The sequence below is a fragment of the Aeromonas sp. RU39B genome (assembly GCF_900156095.1).
In the GTDB taxonomy this organism is placed as follows: Bacteria; Pseudomonadota; Gammaproteobacteria; order Enterobacterales; family Aeromonadaceae; genus Aeromonas.
This window is the reverse complement of record NZ_FTMJ01000008.1, coordinates 24,749-47,433: the sequence shown is the minus strand read 5'-3', so window position 1 is coordinate 47,433 and position 22,685 is coordinate 24,749. Positions and strand designations below refer to the sequence as shown.

Annotated in this window: 20 protein-coding genes; 4 read left to right on the top strand and 16 right to left on the bottom strand. The window is 59.1% G+C overall.

The genetic code is table 11. The features are described from left to right. Positions 1-92: 92 nt before the first annotated feature. The 14 genes from BW958_RS12055 to BW958_RS11990 form a co-directional block, all read right to left on the bottom strand. Complete coding sequence (locus BW958_RS12055) at positions 93-1,091, bottom strand: LacI family DNA-binding transcriptional regulator (protein ID WP_076575994.1); 999 nt, start codon at positions 1,089-1,091, stop codon at positions 93-95. A 102-nt stretch (positions 1,092-1,193) separates the two neighbouring features. After that, positions 1,194-2,633 (bottom strand): 6-phospho-beta-glucosidase, encoded by a 1,440-nt coding sequence (locus BW958_RS12050; protein WP_076575993.1) that lies wholly within the window; start codon positions 2,631-2,633, stop codon positions 1,194-1,196. A gap of 14 nt (positions 2,634-2,647) precedes the next feature. Beyond that, positions 2,648-4,534, bottom strand: a complete 1,887-nt coding sequence (locus BW958_RS12045) for a glucose PTS transporter subunit IIA (protein WP_076575992.1) — start codon at positions 4,532-4,534, stop codon at positions 2,648-2,650. 285 nt (positions 4,535-4,819) lie between these two features. Beyond that, entirely contained in the window at positions 4,820-5,650 is an 831-nt protein-coding gene (gene yghU, locus BW958_RS12040; protein WP_076575991.1) for a glutathione-dependent disulfide-bond oxidoreductase, read from the bottom strand. A 254-nt stretch (positions 5,651-5,904) separates the two neighbouring features. After that, positions 5,905-7,308, bottom strand: a complete 1,404-nt coding sequence (locus BW958_RS12035; RefSeq protein ID WP_076575990.1) for an ABC transporter ATP-binding protein — start codon at positions 7,306-7,308, stop codon at positions 5,905-5,907. Continuing rightward, complete coding sequence (locus BW958_RS12030) at positions 7,301-8,101, bottom strand: ABC transporter permease (protein WP_076575989.1); 801 nt, start codon at positions 8,099-8,101, stop codon at positions 7,301-7,303. Before BW958_RS12030 ends, BW958_RS12035 begins: the two co-directional genes overlap by 8 nt. After that, a complete protein-coding gene (locus BW958_RS12025; RefSeq protein WP_076575988.1) occupies positions 8,091-9,044 on the bottom strand; it encodes an ABC transporter permease in 954 nt (317 codons plus the stop codon). The genes BW958_RS12030 and BW958_RS12025 overlap by 11 nt, the downstream gene beginning before the upstream one ends. Then, entirely contained in the window at positions 9,041-10,555 is a 1,515-nt protein-coding gene (locus BW958_RS12020) for an ABC transporter substrate-binding protein (protein ID WP_076575987.1), read from the bottom strand. Before BW958_RS12020 ends, BW958_RS12025 begins: the two co-directional genes overlap by 4 nt. A gap of 179 nt (positions 10,556-10,734) precedes the next feature. Next, on the bottom strand, positions 10,735-11,613 hold the full coding sequence (locus BW958_RS12015; protein WP_076575986.1) for a metal ABC transporter substrate-binding protein: 879 nt from the start codon (positions 11,611-11,613) through the stop codon (positions 10,735-10,737). Positions 11,614-11,633: 20 nt separating this feature from the next. Then, positions 11,634-12,494: a metal ABC transporter permease gene (locus tag BW958_RS12010; RefSeq protein WP_076575985.1), complete on the bottom strand. Its 861-nt coding sequence runs from the start codon at positions 12,492-12,494 to the stop codon at positions 11,634-11,636. Between the two features lie 3 nt (positions 12,495-12,497). Beyond that, positions 12,498-13,202 carry a metal ABC transporter ATP-binding protein gene (locus BW958_RS12005; RefSeq protein ID WP_143233079.1) on the bottom strand — a complete coding sequence of 235 codons (705 nt, stop codon included), beginning with the start codon at positions 13,200-13,202 and terminating at the stop codon, positions 12,498-12,500. 311 nt (positions 13,203-13,513) lie between these two features. After that, positions 13,514-14,257 carry a DeoR/GlpR family DNA-binding transcription regulator gene (locus BW958_RS12000; protein ID WP_076575984.1) on the bottom strand — a complete coding sequence of 248 codons (744 nt, stop codon included), beginning with the start codon at positions 14,255-14,257 and terminating at the stop codon, positions 13,514-13,516. Positions 14,258-14,328: 71 nt separating this feature from the next. Continuing rightward, positions 14,329-16,761, bottom strand: a complete 2,433-nt coding sequence (locus BW958_RS11995) for a formate C-acetyltransferase/glycerol dehydratase family glycyl radical enzyme (RefSeq protein WP_076575983.1) — start codon at positions 16,759-16,761, stop codon at positions 14,329-14,331. 4 nt (positions 16,762-16,765) lie between these two features. After that, the gene (locus BW958_RS11990) at positions 16,766-17,662 is read right to left on the bottom strand and encodes a glycyl-radical enzyme activating protein (RefSeq protein ID WP_076575982.1); all 897 of its coding nucleotides are present in this window, start codon (positions 17,660-17,662) and stop codon (positions 16,766-16,768) included. 125 nt (positions 17,663-17,787) lie between these two features. On the opposite strand from BW958_RS11990, the gene fsa reads away from it, so the two are divergent. Then, positions 17,788-18,441: a fructose-6-phosphate aldolase gene (gene fsa, locus BW958_RS11985; RefSeq protein ID WP_076575981.1), complete on the top strand. Its 654-nt coding sequence runs from the start codon at positions 17,788-17,790 to the stop codon at positions 18,439-18,441. Between the two features lie 684 nt (positions 18,442-19,125). Beyond that, positions 19,126-19,953, top strand: a complete 828-nt coding sequence (gene rhaD, locus BW958_RS11980) for a rhamnulose-1-phosphate aldolase (protein WP_076575980.1) — start codon at positions 19,126-19,128, stop codon at positions 19,951-19,953. Between the two features lie 75 nt (positions 19,954-20,028). On the opposite strand, the gene BW958_RS20675 is transcribed toward rhaD, so the two are convergent. Beyond that, positions 20,029-20,628, bottom strand: coding sequence for a hypothetical protein (locus BW958_RS20675; protein WP_256701999.1), 600 nt, complete (start codon positions 20,626-20,628; stop codon positions 20,029-20,031). A 6-nt stretch (positions 20,629-20,634) separates the two neighbouring features. Further along, positions 20,635-20,904 carry a DUF4258 domain-containing protein gene (locus BW958_RS11970; protein WP_076575979.1) on the bottom strand — a complete coding sequence of 90 codons (270 nt, stop codon included), beginning with the start codon at positions 20,902-20,904 and terminating at the stop codon, positions 20,635-20,637. A 106-nt stretch (positions 20,905-21,010) separates the two neighbouring features. On the opposite strand from BW958_RS11970, the gene BW958_RS11965 reads away from it, so the two are divergent. Both BW958_RS11965 and BW958_RS11960 read left to right on the top strand, forming a co-directional pair. Next, positions 21,011-21,928, top strand: coding sequence for a BrxR family helix-turn-helix transcriptional regulator (locus tag BW958_RS11965; RefSeq protein WP_076575978.1), 918 nt, complete (start codon positions 21,011-21,013; stop codon positions 21,926-21,928). Between the two features lie 178 nt (positions 21,929-22,106). Continuing rightward, a complete protein-coding gene (locus BW958_RS11960) occupies positions 22,107-22,685 on the top strand; it encodes a class I SAM-dependent methyltransferase (RefSeq protein ID WP_076575977.1) in 579 nt (192 codons plus the stop codon).

Here is a 22,685-nt window from a genome sequence, read left to right as displayed (position 1 = left end):
GTTCACTCCTTTGCAAGCAGCCCCGAGCGGAGCAGAAAACAGGAGTCTACGCCCGCGCCTGACGCGCCGACAAGGGTCGTATTTTCTTGCGCTTAACTGGCGCGGGCCACGGATTCACGCACCATCAGCGAGCCGGACAGGTTAACCGCTGCAGCTTTTTCTTGCTCTCCCAGCACCAGCAATATGCCCTTTTGCACCATCTGCTCAAGCGGTACGCTCACCGACGTCAGCCCCGGCGTGACAAACGCCGAGAACTTGTTGTTGTCAAAACCGGCGATGGAGACCTGCTGTGGAATACGTACCCCGTGGGCGTGCAGCGCCTTGATGGCACCAAAGGCCATCTCGTCATTCCCAGCCAGCACGGCGGTGAAGGCCACACCACGATTAAGCAGGGTTTCGACGGCGTCATAGCCGCTCTCCGGCGTCCAGTCTCCCGGCAGCACCTTGTTTGAATCAAGCGCAATCCCATGTAGCGCCAGGCGATCCTGATAGGCGGCATAACGTTGTCCGCCGGTGGCCGACCCCGGACGACCGCAGATAAAGGCGATATCGCGATGCCCCTGCTCAAGCAGATGGTCCATCAACAGCGCCGCGCTGTGGTAGTGATCGGTCACCACACTGCGCTCCTGGTGGTGTGGCAACTGACGGTTGAGCACCACAATCGGGGTGTCGCCCTCATCCATGATGCCGGTTAGGGCTGTCGCATCGAGATATTGGGGATAGACCAGAATGCCGGCGCACTTCATGTCGAGCAGGAAGTTGATGGCGCTGCGCTCATCGTCGGCGCTGTGCTTGCCATCGGCCATCACCAGCTGATAGCCATGCTGCTCGCTAAAGGCGGCGGCGTGATAGACGAGGGTGGAAAAATAGGGGCCGTTATAGAGGGCGTTGGTCATCACAAACCCGATAAAGCGGGTCTTGCGGGTCGCCAACTGACGCGCCAGCAGATTGGGACGATAACCGGTCTCTTCGATGGCTTTAAAGACCGCCGCGACCACCTCGGCACTGACCACATTCTTGCCATTGAGCACCCGGGATACCGTCGCTTTGGAAACCCCTGCCCGCTTGGCAACATCCAACATGGTAACCATTGTGCCCCTTCCCTAATCCCGACCGTTTGAGGTGGCACAGCTTAACATGAAGTGCCGTGTCATGGGGTGCGGCAGCCATCACGGCTGCCGCTATCGGGTCGGTTACAGCGTTTCGCCGTTGGAGGCGATCACGTCGCGATACCAGTAGAACGACTGCTTGCGACTGCGCGCCAGCGTGCCGCTGCCGTCATCGTGTTTATCGACATAGATAAAGCCGTAACGCTTTTTCATCTCGCCGGTGGTAAAGGAGACCAGATCGATACAGCCCCACGGGGTATAGCCCATCAGATCCACACCATCGATGGTGACCGCTTTTTTCATCTCGCGGATGTGTTCGCGCAGATAATCGATGCGGTAGCTGTCGTTGATGCTGCCGTCGGCTTCGACCTTGTCCACGGCGCCGAGGCCATTTTCCACGATAAACAGCGGCACTTCGTAGCGCTCATACAGGGTAGAGAGGCAGTAGCGCAGCCCCACCGGGTCAATCTGCCATCCCCAGTCACTGGCCTTGAGGAAGGGGTTTTTCACCGAGTGAACGCTGCTGCCGTCCATGCTCTCGGCGGTGGAGTTATGCACCGAGGTATCGACCGTATTGGACATGTAGTAGCTAAAGCCCAGATAGTCGGCTTTACCGTCACGCAGGATCTGCTCGTCGCCCTCTTCCATCACGATGTGGTACTGCTTGTTTTCCCACTCGCGCTTGGCGTAAGCCGGATAGTGACCACGGATCATCACGTCGGAGAAGTAGAAGCGATCGCGCATCGACACGGCGGCCAGCATCACGTCATCGGGTCTGCTCGAGAACGGGTAGAAGGGCACCATCGAGCACATGCAGCCCACTTTCAGCGCCGGGTTCAGCGCATGAGCCTGGCTCACTACCAAAGCACTGGCCACAAACTGGTGGTGCACCGCCTGATACATGGCCTCTTCCGGGCGCTCTTTGGCCGAGAACTTCACCCCCGAGCACATCCAGCCGAAGATGTCGGCATCGACGTTCTTCTGGTTGTTGATCTCGTTGAAGGTCATCCAGTATTTGACCTTGTGCTGATAGCGCGTGATGACTGTCATGGCGAATTTGACAAACTCGTCGATGGCGGCGCGACTCATCCAACCTTCGTGTTTGCAGGCCAGGTGATAGGGCATCTCGAAGTGACTTAAAGTCACCACCGGCTCGATGTTGTACTTAAGCAGCTCGTCGAACAGATCGTCATAGAACTTCAGACCCGCCTCGCAGGGCGTAGCCTCGTCACCGTTCGGGAAGATCCGGGTCCAGGCAATGCTGGTTCGAAAACACTTGAACCCCATCTCGGCAAACAGCTTGATATCCTCACGGAAGTGGCCGTGAAAATCGATGGCGACCTGGTTGGGATATTGCTCGCCCGCCACCACACCGTCGGTGATACGGCGCTGAACCCCATGAGCCCCCGCGGTCAATACATCGACGACGCTGACACCCTTGCCGTCTTTGTCCCAACCCCCCTCCAGCTGGTGAGCGGCGACTGCGCCGCCCCACAGGAAGTGTTCAGGGAATACGTTGCTCATATTTACTCCTTACTTCATGACATCTGAATCATCGGTTGCCCGATATGAACCTGACCCTCTTCGCCCAGCAACGTCAGGGAGAACTCCTCGCTGTTGAGAACGATAAACGGTGTGGTGAGATCAAACCCCGCCGCCTCAATCGGCTGACGGTCAAACTGGATCAGGGGATCGCCGACGCTCACCCGCTGCCCAAGGGCCACCAGGGTACGGAAGTGTTCCCCTTTAAGATTGACGGTATCAAGACCCACATGGATAAGCAGCTCGGCGCCGTTATCACAGGTCAACCCGACCGCGTGCTGGCTATTGATAACGGACGAGACCACCGCATCACACGGCGCCTTGACCACCCCTTCCGAGGGTTTAATCGCAATGCCATCCCCGAGCAGCTTCTGGGCAAAGCTGGGATCGTTGACCGTCTCCAGCGCAACGCGCTCGCCGGCAAGGGGGCAGAGCAGCGTCATCAGCTTGCTCGCGCGGTTACTGGTCTGAAGTACTGGGTCGCCTTGCACGGCTGCAGCTGCCGGCTCACTGATCTCTTTAGGGTCGTCAAAGCCCACCAGATAAACCAGTGCCGTAGTGGTGATAATGGCGGTCGCCACTCCAGTGATCTCCCCGATAAACGACATGGGATGCTCAGGGCTGATGGCGTTGACCACGGTCAGCAGGCCGGGCAAACCGGCATAGGCGTAGTAGTAGCTGCCAAAGAAGCTGGTCACCACCGCGCCCACCGCGCCACCGATACAGCCGCAGATAAACGGCTTTTTCAGGCGCAAGGTCACGCCATAAAGCGCCGGCTCGGTGATACCAAATACCCCGGTCACACCGGCTGAAAAGGCAGTGGTCTTGAACAGACGATTGCGCGAGCGAAAACCCACGGCAAAGGCAGCTGCCATCTGGGCCACCACGGCAATGGTCTGAAATGCCTGGAACGAATCACGGCCATAGATTTCGAAGTTGGACATGACCACGGGCGTGATCCCCCAGTGCACCCCGAAAATCACGATCATCTGCCACACCCCGCCAACCAGCGCGGCCGCCAGCGGTGGGAAGGTTTCAAACAGCCAGTTATAGCCACCGGCGATAGTGGCAGCCGCCGCACTGGTGATGGGGCCAATCAGCATTAAGGTGAGCGGCACCATAACAATCATGCACACCAGCGGCGTGAACAGCTCGCTCACCACCGACGGGATCACTCGCTTGGCATAACGCTCGACATAGGCCATCCCCCACACCATGAAGATGGGTGGCAACACCGAAGCGGTATAGACCGTCTTGGCCAGCGGGATCCCAAGGAAGGTCACCACATCCCCCTTGGCAATCTGGCCGGCAATGGCCGCCCAGTCCGGGTTGATCAGCGCGCAGCTACAGAGCACGGCGATAAAGGGGTTGCAGCGAAAATGACGCGACGCCGTCATGGCAATAAACACCGGCAGGAACACAAACGGTGTCCACGACATGAAGTTGAGCACCTGGTGGGTGCCGGTGCTGGCAAAATCGGGGGCAAAGTGGCGCGCGACAATCAGCAGCCCCTGTAAAATCCCGGCTGCAGCCAGCACAAAGATGATCGGCGCAAAAATAGCAGACATGGAGGCAATCACGGCATCAAGCAAGCGGACCTTGTGCTCCCCCTCTTTTTGCAGATTGGCATCAACCATGCCACCGAGCGCATCAAACACATCAGCCACGTGTGCACCGATAACGATCTGAAATTGACCGCCACTGAGCACCACTGTGATGACACCGGGTAAGCCCTTGACACGAGCCTCGGCCTGCTCGGGCGTATTTTTCAACACCAAGCGCAGGCGGGTTGCGCAGCGGGAAAAACTGACAATGTTCTCCTGACCGCCCACCAGCGCCAGAATATCTCTGGCAAGTTGGGCATAATCTCTGACCTTAGCCATGAGTCAACCACCTTGTTATCTCTGTTATGTCGTATGGGTGCGTTCTGAATCGGGTACAGCCTGAAACCGGTTGCAGATTAAAAAATGAAACCGGTTGCTGCAACCGGTTTCATTTAAAAGCGTGCGACAGTTGGCATTTTGACCACCCGGGTGTCACCAGAGATGGTGTCAAGGTGTTTGTAAAAGGCCGCTCAACCTGAAGAGAAACGTTCGCGAAAAGCCTATGCCAATAAATTGGCCTCGCTAAACAGCGAGGCCAATAGCAGAGAACAGGTCCTGTGGGGATTAATCGAGATCGCTGGCGTCGTGACGCTCGGCCACCTTGGGACCCTCACCCATCACCCGGTTGACCTTGCGGCCACGAACGACCGCCGGACGGGCGGCAATCAACTCGGCCCAGCGCTGCAGGTGGGGGTATTCATGCACAGCCAGGAACTCACCGGCCTGATAGAGCTCACCACGCACCAGTTGGCCATACCAAGGCCAGATGGCGATATCGGCGATGGTGTACGCCTCACCCGCCACATAGGGACGGGTGGCCAGCAGGCGATCGAGCACATCCAGCTGACGCTTGGTCTCCATGGCGTAACGGTTGATGGGGTACTCGAATTTCTCCGGCGCATAGGCATAGAAGTGACCAAAGCCGCCGCCCACAAACGGCGCCGAACCCATCTGCCAAAACAGCCAGTTTAAGGTTTCAGTGCGACCCGCTACATCCTGGGGCAACAGGGCGCCAAATTTCTCGGCCAGATAGAGCAAAATATTGCCCGACTCGAACACGCGCTGCGGCTGCTCGCCACTTACATCGAGCAGCGCCGGAATTTTGGAGTTGGGATTGACCTCGACAAAGCCGCTGGAGAACTGCTCACCTTCGCCGATGCGAACCAGCCAGGCATCATATTCCGCGCCGCTAAACCCAAGCGCCAGCAGCTCTTCGAGCATGATAGTGACCTTGATGCCATTAGGCGTGCCGAGCGAATAGAGCTGCAGCGGGTGCTTGCCGACCGGCAGAGCTTTGTCATGGGTGGCACCGGACACCGGTCGGTTGATATTGGCAAACTGGCCGGAGCCTTGAGTGGGGGCAGTCCAAACCTTGGGGGGAACATAGCTGTTCATGACACACTCCTGTTCAATGTAAGGGCAAGGCAGTCGGTGATCATCACCGCCGGCGCTGGTAACTTGGCACCTTATTGATCTATTTGGAAGCGATCAATGCCTGTAAAAACAACTCATTATTGCTCTTGGTGCAAAAATGCCGGCATCTGCTCAGGCAACCAAGGACCAAATCGACGCTCATACCCCTGAACACTCGCTCAATAAAAAAGGCGCAGAGTATGTCTGCGCCCTCTAAATAACAGTGCGCAATCTACTTAGCGGCGGCTCCCGACCGTCACCACCGAATCGGCCATATGACACACTAAATGCGGATCATGACTCACCAGCAGCAACGACAGCCCATCGCGCTCGACACACTGTTTGAGCAACGTCATCACTTGTAACTGACTGACCGGATCCAGCCGCGAGGTCGCCTCGTCGGCAAACAGCACTTTGGGCTTGAGCAGCATCGCTCGCGCCAGCGCCAGGCGCTGCAGTTCACCGCCCGACACCTGCTCTGGCGTATTGGCCAGCAGATCAGGGGGCAATCCCAGTTGCTCCAGCCAGTGATGCACGGCGGCGCTATCAATGTTGTGCCGCTGCTGCAGATCGGCAAATTGCACCGCCAGTGGCAGACAGGCAATAAACGCAGCCGGCGGATCCTGATAGAGCTTTTGGATCTGCAAATCGCCAAGACCTGACTGACGCGTAACCACCCCGCACTGCAGCGGTCTAAATCCGGTGACCAGATTACCCAACGTGGTCTTGCCACCACCGCTTGGGCCCGTGAGCGCCGTGACCTGGCCCGCACTGAGCGTGAGATTGACCCGCTCAAACAGGCTCTGGTCACCGATGCGATGACTCACCTGCTCGGCACGGATAAGCCAAGGCGCGCGAGCCGGTGGTTTGTGCCAAGCTGGCCAGTGACGTGGCTCAGCGCGCAGCAAGGTGCGGGTGTAATCATGGGTTGGATTCGCCAGTCGCTGTGAGGCTTCACCGCACTCCACCAACTTTCCTTCACGCAAGATCCCGATCTCGCCGCCCAATACCTCGGCCAGCGCCACATCGTGGGTAATGGTCAGCAGCAGGCGATCTTCGCCACAGGCACCGAGCAAGCGTGACGCGACCTCTTGTTTCATCGACTCATCGAGCCCTTTGCTCGGCTCATCGGCGAGCAGCAAGGTAGAATCGGCGGCCTGCGCCATTGCCACCGTTATACGCTGACACATGCCTCCTGACAGCTCAGCCGGATATTTAAGCTGATGGGCGCTCAACGCCAGTCGCTCGAGCAGCGCATCGGTGCCTGCCTTGGCCTCATGACGGCGCCAGCCGCGTACCCAGCGAAATACATCACGGATCTGCAACCCAGCGCGGCGCGTCGGATCGAGCGCTCGCCACGGCTCTTGTGGCAACATGGCCAGCGTGCGGCCCCATAGCGCTTGGCGCTCAGCCGCGGATAAGGCCGACAGGCAGTGCTCTCCCAGCCAAATTTTCCCCTCCATAGAAAGAGAAGGCGGCAGCGAGCCCATGATCGCCTGCAGGGTCAGCGATTTACCTGCCCCCGAACGCCCCAGTAGCGTAAAAGGGCGGCCCGGTCGCAGGGTAAATGACACATCATCGACCAGCACCCGCTCACCGTGACGGATGGTCAGGTGCTCAACACGCAGCGACTCACTCATGGCGGCGCTCTCCGGACAACAGTTGAATCGATAACACAAACAGCAGGATCACCACAGAGGGCGCTAACACCAGCCAAGGGGCATCGGCGTAATAGGGCATCGCTTCGGCAATCAGGGTTCCCAGCTCGGCAGTGGGCGGCTGCAAACCAACACTGATAGCGCTCAAGGTTGCGATCGCCACAATGGCGGTGGTGATGGCAAATCCGGCCAGCATGGCGATCTGCGGCAGCAGATGAGGCAGCACAATCCGGCGCAAGAGATACACAGGCCCAAACCCCAATCGCCGAGCCGCCTCAACCTGCGAGGTAGCAAGGCGGGTGCGGGTAAGGCTGCGGCTAACGCGAAAAAACTCGACCCACAGCGTCAGTGACAAGCCCAGAAACAGCGTCAGTGCTTGGCCCGGCGCAAATGCCATCACCAGCAGCACCAGCAACAACCCCGGAAGTGCCATCACGGTATCGGTCAGGTAACCGAGCACACGATCCAGCCAACCCCCGCGCCAGGCGGCGGTTATTCCAAGCACCACCCCCGGCACGGCCGCGCAGGCGACCGTCAGCAGCGCCAAACTGATGGAGAGCCGACTGCCATGCACCAGACGACTTAATACATCGCGGCCATAGTGATCAGTACCGAGCCAATGGCCACTGCTGCCGGGCGGCAATAAGATGGCAAACAGGTCCTGAGTGGCCGGATCATGCGCCAGCCAATATGGCCCCATTGCAGCTGCGCCGACTATGGCGATAAGCCCCCCCCAGCCCAGCAGGCGGGTGATCGTCACGGCATTACTCACCATGAGTACGTTCCTCCTGTGGATTGAGCCAGCGACTCGCCAAATCGGTTGTCAGCGAGATAGCGACAAACAGCAAACTCATCACCAGCACGCCCCCCTGCAACATGGGGACATCCCGGTCGATGATGGCATGCACCAATGCATGACCAATGCCGGGGTAGGCAAACAGGGATTCGACCACCACCACACCTTCAATCAGGGTGACCAGTTGCACGCTAAGATAGGCAATCGTCGGTATCGCTCCATTACGTGCGGTGTGGCTAGCTAACAGCGCCGCGAGTGGCAATCCCTTGTAGCGGGCGAAGCGCAGATAACTGCTGGTTTTTACCTCGCGCACGGCACTGCGGATCACCCGTGATGAGACTGCCGAGAGCCCCAACGCCAGCGTCAGTGAGGGCAGCACCAGATGCAGCGCAGAGCCAAACCCGGCCACCGGCAACCACCCCAACTGATAGCCAAACAGCCACATCAAAAACAGCGCCACGATAAAAGGTGGCACACTGCGCAGCAGCACTGAACCGGCTAGCGAGGCGCGGTCGATAACCCCGCCATGACGCCAACCGCTCAGCGAGCCCAAGGGAATAGCCAGCAGCAGCGACAGCAACCACGCGCAGCCTGCCAGCATGAGGCTGTGCCCCAGCTGGCTAGTGAGCGCCGCGCTGACAGCTTCACCGGTCACCAGCGAGTAACCGAGATCGAGGGTCAACAACCGCCCGAGTGAGGCCAGGTATTGCATTGCAAGCGGCCGATCCAGTCCCAGCTCGCTGCGCACCTGCTCGGCGGCCAACGCACTCATGCCATCCGGGCCATAACGGCCAGCGGCAATCCGCATCGCCGGATCGCCCGGCAGGGCGTGCAGCAGCGCAAAACAGAGGGTGGTAACCAGCACGCACACCGCCACCAGTTGCACCAATCGCGGCAGCCAGAGGCCAGATCGCAATGTCATGGCTGCCACTCCAGCTCGGCAAGGTGGTAACTGAGCTCATACGGATCGACATAGAGATGAGTCAACCGCTTGCTGCTGGCCACCACCAACTCGGACCAGGCAACCGGGATCACCGGCAGCTCTTGTTGCAGATGACGCAAAATCACCCCATGCAACTGCTGATTGTCGCTCTGACTGGCCTTGCCGCTTTCTAACGTTTGCAGGGCGGAGGTCAGCTCACTGCTGGACCAGTTCATCGCCCCCCAATCCCCGCCCTTGGGACCAAAATCGCTGCTGAGTGTACCGAGCGGGTCAGGGGTCAAGGAGAAGTTGCGCGACAGCAATCCCACCTGCAGTGTGCCATCACGGTGCTTGCTGACGATCTCAGAGCTGTTTCCGACCGACACCGCCAGTTCCACCCCAATCTGACGCCACTGAGCCTGAATGGCAGTAGCCAGCACCGGCAGTTCCGGCCAGCTGGAGAAGGTGGTCAGGGTCACCCGAAACGGCTGACCATCCTTTTGCAAGATGCCGTCGGCGCCCGCTTGCCAGCCAGCCTCACGCAGCAGAGACCGCGCTTTGTTAAGATCGTGCGTCAGTCCCGGCAAGCGGTTGTCGTGCCATGCGGCCACCGACGGCGGAAACAGCTGCGTAGCCGCCAGAGAGGGATTGCGCAAAATCGCACTTGCCAAGGCAGGACGATCCAGCGCCAGACTCAGCGCCTGACGCACACGCACGTCGGCGAAGAAAGGAGAGCCGGCATTGAGTTTAAGCAGGCGAGTGCGCGGCAAAGTGACCACATCCAGTGCCACGTTAGGGGCGCGCTTGACGGCATTGACCGACAGCGGCAGCAAGGAAAAGACCAGATCGGCCTGTCCGCTCTGAACCATCAGGGCGCGGGTTTCGCCCTTACCGACAGCCAGATACTCCACCTCCTTGATGTGTGCAGGGCGCTGCCAGTAACGCTCGAAGCGCACCATGCTTACCTTGAGCGGCGTACTGATCTGCTTCACCTGATAGGGCCCCGAGCCAATGACGGCAACGGTCTTGCCTGCGGCGTCAAACGAGCTATCGGCCAGGATCTGAGTGCTGTAGTTGGCCAGATAGGCAGCGAGCGGTGCAAACGGGCGAGATAGGTGGATCAGCACCTCACGACCCTTGGCATCAATGCGTGAAATGGGGACCAGTGCCAGCACGCCGGAGCCTTTGCGAGCACGTTCGAGTGCGCGCTGAACCAAGCTCGCATCCAGCGCTGAACCATCGTGCATCACGACGTGGTCTCGAATGGCAAAGCGCCAAGTAAGGCCGTCATTCTCAACCGTCCAAGCACTCGCCAATTGCGGGATCAGTTTGCCACTGCGATCCACCGTGACCAGGGTTTCGGCCACCTGCAGCCGAGTAAACAGATAGCCGTTTTGGTCGGGCTCAAGCGAGCTAACTTCCAGCGGGGCCACGACCTGCAACGGCTTGGCCAGTGCTAACGGGGACAAAATAAAAGCCAGCAGTAGGCTGGCGATACGAAGCAGAATCAAGATGAACCTCCATTTATGTTATATCATAACATTTTCCATCATTATTCATCGAATGCAAGTAATTCTCATTGGAGATTCAATGTGGGCCAACTTATAACACCGACGCCAACCACCATCATCCATCTGGATAAACAACAAGGGCATCCAACTTCGGATGCCCGGTATGAGATAAACAACGGTTAACGCATGCTGGCCAGCATGGTGTTAACGTTATGCTTGAACGCGGCCACGTAGGTGGGCGCCGGGCCATCCGCTTGACTCAGTGCTTCGGGGTAGAGCTCACCACCGGATTTAGCTCCGGTTGCGGCAGCGATCTGGCGTACCAATCTCGGATCGGTCTGGTTTTCGATAAAGTAGGTACGGATGCCTTCGGTTTTCAGCTGCTCAATGAGCTTGCCCACGTCGCTGGCACTGGCCTCAGCCTCGGTTGAAAAGCCAACCGGAGCCAGGAAATGGACACCATACTCTGCGCCGAAATAGCCAAAGGCATCGTGACTGGTCAACACCTTGCGCTTGCTCGCTGCAATCGCAGCAAACTCGGTGTTGGCCCAGCGGTCAAGCTGCTCGAGTTGCTGGATATAGGCTTCGCCACGCTGGCGAATCGCGGCAGCATCTTCAGGGTCGGCCTTGATCAGCGCGTCCATCACGTTACGCGCATAGATAGCGCCGTTATGGGCACTGTTCCAGGCGTGCGGATCGGTGATGGTCTTGCCATCTTCTTCCATGGTCCGGCTGGTGACGCCCTTGGAGGCGACCACCACCGGATGGGCGTACCCCGAACTTTTGACCAGCCGATCCATCCACCCTTCCAGCCCTAGCCCGCTGACAAACACCAGATCGGCCTGATTGAGCAGGCGACTTTCACGCGGTGATGGCTCGAAGGTGTGCGGATCACCATCCGGCCCTACCAGCGTGGTGACCGAGACATGCTCGCCTCCCACCGCCTTCACGATATCGCCAAGCACGGAAAAACTGGCCACCGCGTTGACGTTGTGAGCAAGCACACTTGGGCTTAACACCGCCAGCAAGGTCAGTGCAGCAATCTGGATTCGTTTCATCTTTTCTCCTTGTGTGAGAATCAGTCACGGCGGCCAACGCCGACCGCAAAGAGGCCCTTTTGCGTGCCGAACAGCACCGAAAGGAAGAAAAACAGGGTGGCCACCAGCACGATGGCCGGGCCAGCTGGCAGGGATAAAAACCAGGAGCCGGTGAGCCCAAGTAGCGAGCTGAACGTACCGAGTAACGCCGCCAGCACCAACACCACCGGCAAGCGGCTCGACCAGCAACTGGCGGCAATAGCGGGCAACATCATCAAGCCGACCGTCATCAGGGTGCCGAGGATCTGAAATCCGGCGACCAGATTCATGACCAGCAACGCCAGAAACAGGGCGTGGATAAGGCGAGCTACCCCTTGGGAGCGGCTTTGGAAAAAGGTGGCATCGAACGCTTCCATCACCAGCGCACGGTAGCAAAGCGCCAGAGTGAGCAGCGTCAGGCTGGTCATCACGCCGATAAAAAGGAGTGACGGGCTGTCCACCGCCAGAATCGAGCCAAACAAGAGATGCAGAAGATCGACGCTCGAGCCGCGCAAGGAGACCAGCGTCACCCCCAGCGCCAGCGAGCCGAGATAAAAACCGGCAAAGCTGGAATCTTCTGACAAGGTGGTCTTGGTGCTGACCCAACCCGAGAGCAGCGCCACCAACAGCCCCGCCACAAAACCGCCTATCCCCATGGCCAGCAACGACATCCCTGAGAGCAGGTAACCGATGGCGACACCGGGCAATACTGCGTGCGAGAGCGCATCACCAATCAGGCTCATGCGCCTTAGCATCAGAAACACCCCGAGCGGGGTCACACTGATCGACAGCGCCACGCACGCCACCAAAGAGCGGCGCATAAATCCGAAATGGGCAAACGCCTCCACCATATCGTGCAGCATGGGTCAGGCCTCCAGCGCAGAGCAGTTCAGCAGGTCGGGCTCAAGCTCTGTGGCCGCCAACTGTGCAAAAGCCTGGCGCGTCTGCCCCCAGTGGTAGTGCCCTTCGTGGATCCAGAGCGTCTCGGGAAACCATTGCTGCACGATGCGCTGGCTGTGTAGCACCACCAGCAGGGTTTTTCCCTGGCGGTGCAAAGTGGCAATGATCGCCAGCAGAGCATCGCAGGTCTGGCTATCGATGCCGGTAAACGGCTCATCGAGCAGCATCAGCGGCGCATCCTGCACCAGCAGACGGGCAAACAGCATGCGCTGAAACTGGCCACCGGAGAGTCGAGCAATCGCACTGTGCGCCATCTCTATCAACCCAACTTGCTCTAGTGCCTCGTTAATGCGCTGCTGCCTTGCTGAGCCCAAGCCTCGCAGCAATCCGGTGGCCGGCCAGCAGCCCATGGCCACCACATCCGATACGGTGATGGGAAAGTGGCGATCCAGCTCGCTGCGCTGCGGTAACCAACCCAGCAGTGGACTGTCACACTGTACGCGGCCAGTAACGGGAGGCTGTAAGCCGGCTAGCGTGCGCAGCAGCGTCGATTTTCCCGACCCGTTGGCACCGACAATGGCAGTGAGCGAACCGCGTTTGAAGCAACCACTCAGCGGCCGGGTGAGCGGCTGCCCTTGATACCCTGTGACGAGGTTTTCCAAGGTGATCATGGCAGCTGCACCGCCCAGAAAATGGCAGCCCAAAGCAAGGCGAGCAGAGGCATCGCCAATACCAGACGCTTGACGGCAGAGTGCGTCAGCAGCGATGAAACAGAGCGCGACATGAGAAGTCTCGGAATGCAAGTGATACGTTATAACATAAACCACATCGCAACCGATGAGAACCGCAAACACGTATCCTTAATTGTTCATCGTTCAAACAATCGGGCGCACTCGTTCGCCGCAGCGTTGGATGCGGGGAGATGACTGACAAGAGGGAAAATAGGCAAAAGCGCCAGAGCCGGCGCTTGATTCCGACGCTCTTAGGCCGTGACCAGATGCAGCCGGGTATGGCTGGCCGCCAGCCGGGTGCGGTAATCAGCAGGCAGGGCATCGTCGGTCACCAACTGATGAATAGGGCCACCGTCGAGGGCGCAGGATTGGATCACCCCGAACTTGCTGCTGTCGGTGATGGCGATATTGGTCACCCCCTTGGCCAGGATGCAGTTGACCACATCGGCGCGCATCATGTCGCGGCCGGTAAAACCAGCCTCGAGGTGGTAGCCATCAATACCGATAAAGGCCTTGGAAAAGTGCACCTGCTCGATGCAAAGGCGGGTCAACGGGCCGACCACGCTCTCGCTCTGATGCTGGTATAGCCCGCCGAGCAGCACCACCTGGGTGTCGCTCTCTTTGAGCAGATGGGCGATATAGCTACTGATGGTGATGATGGTCACCCGGCGCAGATGGCTCAGGCGCCGAGCCAGCAGTGCGTTGGCGCTGCCCCCTTCGATAAAGACGGTCTCCCCCTCCTCCACCAGCTGAGCAGCTCGCTCGGCCAGGCGCTCTTTGAGCGGGAAATTGATGCTCATGCGCGCATCCGGATCGTCAGTGTCAAGGGCGATGGCCGAGCCGTGAACCCGCTTGAGTAATCCCTGTTTTTCAAGGGTGGTGAGATCGTTACGCATCGTCACCTCCGACACGCCGGTCTGCTGCGCCAGCTCGGCGACACTCAGTTTGCGGGCCTGGTGAACCAGGGTCAGGATCAATTGATGGCGTGGATTCATCGGCTCAACTCGACAGACGGACAATCAACATGGCGCCCGCAGGCGCCATGTTCCGGATCGCATCACCCTGATTACAAGGTATGTTCGGTTCGGGCGATGATATCATCCTGCGCATCTGGCGATAAGGCAGTAAAGAATGCCGAATAACCGGCAACCCGCACCACCAGATCGCGATACTGATCCGGATGGGCCTTGGCAGCCAGCAGCGTCTCGCGCGAGACGATGTTGTACTGGACGTGCCAGCCACGATGCACCTCGAAGAAGGTGCGCAGCAGCGCCATCAGCTTGGCCTTGTCTTGCCGGTTTTCGAGACTGGCCGGATTGAGCTTCTGGTTAAGCAGCACGCCCCCCAAAATCGCCTCGGTCGGCAGCTTACCTACCGAGTTGAACACCGCGGTCGGCCCGTGACGATCCGAGCCAGACGACGGGCTCGCCCCTTCTGCCAACGGCGCATGGGCGTGACGCCCGTCTGGCGTCGCCATGGTCGCCGCCCCAAACGGCACGTTGGCCGAAATGGAAGAGGTGCCGGCGTAATAAGTGCCACCAATAGGGCCGCGCCCGAAGCGGGTGTTGTGCAAACCGGCAATCTCGTCGATGTAACTCTGATACGCCTGCACCAGCAGCTGGTCCACCTCATCGTTGTCGTTGCCATATTTGGGCGCCGCCTTATCAAGGCGCTGGCGCAGCTGCTCGCCATCGATACCGGCAAAGTCGTTCTCCAGAGCCTTGGCCAATTGCGCCTGATCCACGGCATGACGCTCGAACACCAAGGTACGAATGGCTTCCAGACTGTTGCCCAGATTAGCGATGCCCACCTGCAGACCGGAGACCCAATCGTAAATGGCGCCCCCCTGCTTGATGGTCTTACCGCGCTCGATGCAGTCATCCACCAGCGCTGAGCAGAGAATGTCGTGCGCCTGCTGCTCAAGCACGGTATCGACCACGCAATCAATCTCGATGGACTTGCGGGCAAAGTAGCGCACCTGCCGATCCCAGCTCTGCATCACCTCGTCAAACGAGGCGAAGTTCCCCTCACTCAGGCGCCGCGTCTCGGGCAAAAACACCTTGCCACTGGTGGCATCGCGCCCGCCATTAAGGGACGCAAGCAGAATGCGGGCGAAGTTGATAAAGCTCATGCCGGTGCAGCGATAGCCCCATTTGCCGGGCACCGCCGTCTCGATACAACCGATGGCCGAGTAGTTGCAGGCATCCTCCGGGCTCACCCCCAGACGAATAAACTCCGGGATCACGATCTCGTCGTTGTTAAAGGCCGGCATGCCGAACCCGCAGCGGATCACCTGCACGCAGGCATCGAGAAAATCGTCGCTCATGGCGGCGTGATAGCGTACCGAAAGGTTGGGCTGGGTCGAGCGCAGCTGGCCGCACGACTCCAAAATGGCATACGAGAGTCCATTAACGGCATCGCGCATCTCACCATCAACCCACAACTGCCCGCCGATGGTCACGTTTTGGTAGAGCGGGCTACCGGCCGAGGCCTTGGAGTGGCTGCCAGAGCGAATCTTGTTGACCTCAAGCAGCTTGAGCCAACAGCCGTGCAACAGTTCGATGGCTCGTTCGCGCGGCAGTGATTCCGACAGCTCAACCTCACGGCGATACCAGGGATAGAGATACTGGTCCATACGACCAAACGAGACCGAGTGGCCATTCGATTCGACCTGCAGTATCAACTGGATGAAATAGCACAGCTGCAGCGCCTGCCAGAAGGTTTCGGGCGGACGGTGGGCAATGTGGGCGCAGTTAGCGGCAATGTGCACCAGCTCGTCGCGCCGCCACGGCCGGCTCTCCTCTTGCGCCATGCGGGTGGCCAGCTCGCTGTAGCGCTCGAGATGTTCGCTCACGGCCGCAAAGGTGATGGCCACCGCATGCAAAAACTGCTCGCGCTCCAGATCCCCCTGATCGGCCAGATCGAGCCGGCTGCGCCGCTCGGCTACCTTGGACTGCAATCCTTCTAACCCTAGCGTCAGCAATAAACCGTAGTTGACGGCGAGGTGGGCATCGCCCGATGTCATGTTGCCTTCGGCCTTGATGATGCCGCTATCGAGCAGGGCTTTTTGCTCATCAGTAAACAGGCCAAAGCAGCGATCCTGCACCGTCTGGCCGCGCCAGAACGGGGTTAGCTGATGGATGATCGCCTTGTCTTGCTCACTGACGGCAAAGCTGGCGCCCGGCCGCTCGGCCAGCTCATCAATCTCCTTTTCAATCCAGCTCACCGTGTACTCGGGAAACAGCGGCGCCCCGCGCACTTCGCTGGCCTGATTGCCGACAATCAGCTCGTCATGCTTGATCCAGATGGTGCGCTCACGCAGGTGATGGGCCAATGCCAGCGCCCGGCGCAGCGGCAACGGTTTGGCCATGTGAGTCTGATAGGCCTCGGTGTAGTGGCGCGCCCGCTCGGTGCAGACCGGTGGCCGGATGATGTGGATCAGGCTCTCCTTATGGGCCCGGATGCGATTGCTCAGGCGGGTCAGGTTGAGTTCGGTCATGGCGTTATCCTCGCAAAACAGGGGTCAGGTTGTGCTGGCGAGCCAGGTCATCGGCAAAGGCCAGCAGATCAGGGTCGGCAAGCGGTTGTAGCGGCGCCTCGTAAGGCAATCCGAGCAGGGCGTACTTGCCCATGCCCAGGGTGTGATAGGGCAGAAAATGGATCTCGTGCACGGTGGCAAGCTTCGCAGCTTCACTGATGATGGCGCGCACGCTCTCACGGTCGGCATTAAAACCCGGGATCAGCGGCACCCGGATCTGCATCGGCACGCCCCGCTCGGCCAGCCGGTGCAGGTTACGCAGCACCCGACTGGCATGACCGCGGGTCCATTGCAAAAAGCGCACGTCATCAACGTGCTTGAGATCGGCCAGTAACAGATCGAGATGGGGCAGCGACGGCTCAATGTAGGACCAAGGGACGTGCAGGCAGCTCTCCACCGCCGTATGCAGTCCTTCACGTTTGCACGCGGCCAGCAGCTCTGCCGCCAGCGCTGATTGCATAAAAGGCTCGCCACCAGAGAGGGTGACGCCACCGCCACTTCGCGCAAAGTAGGGACGATCGCGCAAGATGGCCGCCAGCAGACTCTCGACACTGCGCGCTTCGCCGCACACCGTCAGCGCCTCGCTCGGGCAGCAGCCACGCAGGCTCTCCACCTCCTCGCAAGAAAGGGTGCGCAAAAAACGGATGCCCTCTTCAGTGCGACCGATGGCACCGGGACACTGACGCTGGCACTGCTCGCACCCGCTCAGACAGAGGCGGCGATCAAGCAGCAGGTCGGGCGTGGGCGAGCGGCTTTCCGGGTTTTGGCACCAGCGGCACGCCAGCGGACACCCTTTGAAAAAGACCAGAGTGCGAATACCGGGACCATCGTGGGTCGAGTAACGTTGCAGATCGAAGATCATACCACCTCCTTATGAATGCCATTATTTTCACTTTCGAACGAAAGTTGTTTTGATTTCGATCAATTAAATAAAGCGAAGCTTGCGCCACCATGACGACAGTTAACAGGGTGATAAAGGAGACCCTTATGGAGCTTTATCTTGATACCGCCGACGTGGCCGCCGTCCGTCGCTGGGCGCGCATCCTGCCGCTGGCTGGCGTCACCACCAATCCATCCATCGTGGCGAAAGGTGGAACAGCGCTGGCAACCTTGCTGCCGGCACTACGCGATGTGTTGGGGCCAGATGCCAGGCTGTTTGCCCAGGTGCTGGGCAGAGAAGAGCCGGAGATGGTGCGCGAGGCCCGAGCCTTGCGTGCCATGGATAGCAATTTGGTGGTCAAAATCCCGGTCAGCGCCGAAGGGCTGGCTGCCATCAAAAGATTGAAAAAAGAGGGAATTCCGACTCTGGGCACGGCGGTCTATACCCCACAGCAAGGGTGGCTGGCGGCGCTCGCTGGCGCCGATTATGTGGCCCCTTACGTCAATCGCATCGATGCTCAGGGCGGCGATGGCATCAAGTCAGTCGATGAGTTGCAGCGCCTGCTCACTTTGCATGCGCCGCACTGCCAAGTACTGGCCGCCTCATTTCGCACCCCACGCCAGGCGCTCGATTGCCTGCTGGCCGGTTGCAGCGCCATCACCCTGCCGCTCGATGTCACCGAGCAACTGCTCTCGATGCCAGCCTTGAGTTCGGCACTGCTACAGTTTGAAAACGAGTGGCATCAGGCGTTTCCCGCCTAGGTTGCATCCAACAACAGCAAGACAACATGGCCGACCTTTATCGCAAAGGTCGGCCATTTGTTTTCAGAAAGGCAAAAGGAAACATCAGTGTCGTCGCTGACGACTAAACGCTGGCTGATTATTCAGCAGGTTTGCAATCAACCCAGACTATGTGAAACCTCAAAATACCGGCACGGCTTATTCTGGGGCAGGTAGTTTCTGGATCACGGTATGGCGGAAGTAGGAGAGCTCACACAGATTTCCCCGTTTGAACTCTTCATTGGGATACATCCTACGCAAGAATGACTCCCGCATTGGAGGGGTCTGCGCAATGCCATTATCCCGAAGGCTCTGCATAAACGCCCACATAGCCCAACGCTTAGTTCCTTACACTGGTGGGACTTATACGTGTTTCATGGTCATACCGACCTTTATTCTGCGAACGCAAATGAGGCCCCATTAACCCCCAACTCAGCACATTATCGATGACCACAACCTATCAGATTGTTCTGAACATCTCTGGTCCTGATGACGAGTGTCGTCCTGCCAAGAGTGCGGGGCGATCCGCTCATCACAGGGTCGTCTTGAAAATTCTGCCAACCCACCTGATTTGATGGCAAACAGATTGAGGTGAGCGGCCAGCCATCACTGTAGAGTCATCACAATAACAACCGCACTGCCCCTTTGGGCACAGCAGAGGTAGTCATGCACAACATTGAACTGAACGCGGCCGTGCAGGCTGAAATCGAAAAAGTGGTCGAGGTCTCTGCCTACCTGTGGCAACGCGAATGGGCCGAGCGTAACGGGGGCAATATCTCGGTCGACGTGACCGATATCTTTGGCCCGGCGCCCGCCAATCTTGACCAGTATCCCCACTGCCCGCTGTCGATGGTCGGTGGCAGCAGCGCCTTCCCGGCCGACAGCGCCGGTCATGTGTTCTTCGTGAAGGGCACCGGCGAGCGGATCCGCGAACTGCGTGACCCGGCTCTGGCTGGTTGCGTGCTGCGCATTGATGACCAGGCGCGTGGCTATCACATCCTGTGGGGCGGCCGTGGCCAGACCGACTACAAGCCGACCAGCGAATTTATCTCTCACGTCGAGATTGTCATGGACAAGCAGCGCGCCGGCCGCGCCGATCGCTGCGTGGTGCACACCCACCCGCTTGAGCTGATCGCGCTCTCCCACCATCCGCGCTATGCCCATGACAGCACCTCTTACACCCACGCCTGCTGGCAGATGCTGCCGGAAGTGCGCGCCTTCGTGCCACGCGGTATCGGCATCGTGCCCTACTGCATGCCGGGCAGCCAGCAGATGGCCGATGGCACCACCGAGCAGCTGCGTCATCATGATGTGGCCATCTGGGAAAAACATGGCGCGGTCGCCACCGGCGTCGATGCGCTGCAAGCCTTCGATTTTATCGACGTGGCCAACAAGGGCGCCAAGCTGCATCTGATGTGTCTGGCCAGCGGCTTTGAGCCCGAAGGGGTCAGTGCCAACGACATGCAAGAGCTCAAAGAGACCTTCGGTCTGTAATCCCCCTCTCGCCTGCCCGCCGCGGTCTGCCCTGTGCTGCCGCGGCGTGCTGTTTTTAAGGCCTGCCCTCCCCGTTTAGCGGCGGCAATAAAACAGCCCGGCCAACCAGCCATAGATCAGTGCTGCGCGCCGGTTGTGAGCCAGCAAGGTGACCGCCAGCTGATGGCCATCACGCAGCGTATCGCTGTGCCAAAAACACCAGAGCGCCGCCTCCAGCGCATCGAGCCAACTGGCGTGTCCCAGCTCGCCACGAGACTTGCGGCGCCAGCTGCCACGCAGTAGCGCCGCCGTATTGGGTGACTGCATCGCCAACGCCTGGCCATCATCCCGTGGCACGCTTAACGCATCGAGCTTGGCCTGCCGACTGCCGCGCCCCCCTTGCTGCAGGCGGTTCAACAGCAGCGCAAATAGGCGCAGGGCATCGCGGCACTCCAGCGTGAGTGACCGAGGTAGCAGCGGCTCGATCCTTGCCAGCAGCCACGAGGCAGCCGGGCTCTCCTGGCCACAAAACAGCACCGCTTCGGCCAAGGTGGTAAGCAGATGGCTATCTGCACTCTGTCTATCATCCTGCCCGGTGGCAACGCTGCGGCTTAGCTCAGGGGGTGATTGACGTGGGCAGGCAGGTTGCTCGGCCAGCGGACAACACTCGTCACAGTCATGATGGTTACAGCTCATGGCACCTCAATGGCGATCGCGCTTGAAATGCACGGTGCGGTGGCCAACGGTCACCACATCCCCATCCTGCAGCACCAGATAGTGGCGACGCAGTTTCTGGCAGATCTGCGGGCAGACCTCCCCCACCCGCTGCAGGCGGGAGAGCGTTCGATGATCGAAATAGACCACCTCACGCCCCTTGTGATAGCTGGTACGGCCAAAGGCGAGCAGATGCTCGACAACCTGCTCGGAAATCCCCCGCTGCTGCATTCGTAGCACTGCATGTTGGCTATACATGACGTTCTCCTTTGGCACACATTTTTGATGCAGCCAGTATATGTAGCCTGTATAGTCATGCCGATACTGGTTACATTCACATGTCGCGTTTTGGAGCACACTTTTCATGACCGCCACCGAGCTGACCTGGGATCAGACCCTGCGCTTTCGTCTGCTGGAGATTGTCTTGCAGTGGGAAGGGCGCCTGACCACCAACCACCTTTGCACCGCCTTCAATATCGGTCGACAGCAGGCATCCAAAGACATCAACCGCTACAAGAACGAATTCGCGCCGGATGGGCTCGCGTATGACACCAAGCTCAAGGGCTACCGTCCGACTGACGCCTTCAAACCACGTTTTAGCACTGGCAAGGTGGACGAATACCTGATGCTGCTGCACCGGGAAAAACAGCACGCCCGCCACCAGCAAGAGGCGCTGCTGACCCTGCCACTGATGGATCTGCGCTACGGCCATATCGAAATTCTGGATGTGCCGGCCCGCCATATTGATCCGGTGATGGTGCGCGGCCTGGTGCAGGCGGCCCGCGGCCAGTTACGGGTCGATGTGGATTATGTGTCGCTCAGTTCAGCCGAGCAGAGTGGCCGCAATATCGTGCCCCATACCCTGATCTACGACGGGATCCGCTGGCATGTGCGCGCCTATTGCGAGAAGAAGGGCGAGTATCTTGATTTTGTGATGAGCCGTTTTCGTGGCGAACCCGACTTGCTTGATGCCTCCGGCCATGGCCGCGATGAGGATGTGGAGTGGAACACCCAGGTGACCGCCGTGGTGGTGCCCAACCCCGCCCTTGGTGAGAAGCAGCGCGAGATCATCGCCAGCGATTACGCCATGAAAAATGGCGAACTGCGTCTGACCCAGCGCATCCCGCTGATGCACTACGCCCTCGAGCGGATGCAGGTCAGCTTTGATGAAGGGCATGAGACCCACCCCCTACACCACCCGCTGGTGCTGCAAAACCGCAGCGAACTGATTGAGCAAGGCTGCACCTTTAAGCTCAAAAGCGCGGATTTGGGGAAAGATTGAAAATAACCGCCGCTGCCGTTCGGGCCATCACAGGATGGCTCGTTGTCACCACCCCGATAGACCATCCACCTGTGTGGCAATATCGAGCGGGGCTTCGCGCCATCATCGGCACATTGCCATGCCATGTTCCAATAACCACTGACAGTGGTGGGGAAATCATCTGACGAGCAGGATCACCATGACCATTGACTACTACAACCAGCATGCAGCGTCCTTTGTCGAAGGCACCTTGTCGGTCGACATGCAGTCCCTCTATCAGCATTTTGTTCCATTACTGCCGGCCGGCGCCCACATCGTCGACGCAGGCTGTGGCTCGGGGCGCGATGCACTCTATTTCCTGCAGCATGGCTTTGTGGTTACGGCCTTTGACGGCAGCACCGAATTGGCTGAGATCGCCAGCAAGGTAATCGGTCAGCCAGTACAGGTTTGCCGCTTTGAGCAGTTTGTTGCGCCGGCACCGGTCGATGCGATCTGGGCCTGCGCCAGCCTGCTGCATGTTCCCGCGTCCGAACTACACAGCGTGATGGGGCAACTGAGTCAACAACTGGTTAGCGGTGGAGTGTTCTACTGCTCGTTCAAATACGGACGCGGCGAAGTCAGCCGAGGCGGCCGCAGTTTTACCAATCTGGATGAAGATGGCTTGAACCAGTTACTCAACCACTTGCCGCTGAAGGTGGTTGAATCCTGGCAAACCGGCGATGTGCGACCCGGCCGTGAATCCGAGCGCTGGCTCAATGCTGTTTTGAGGAAGGCATAA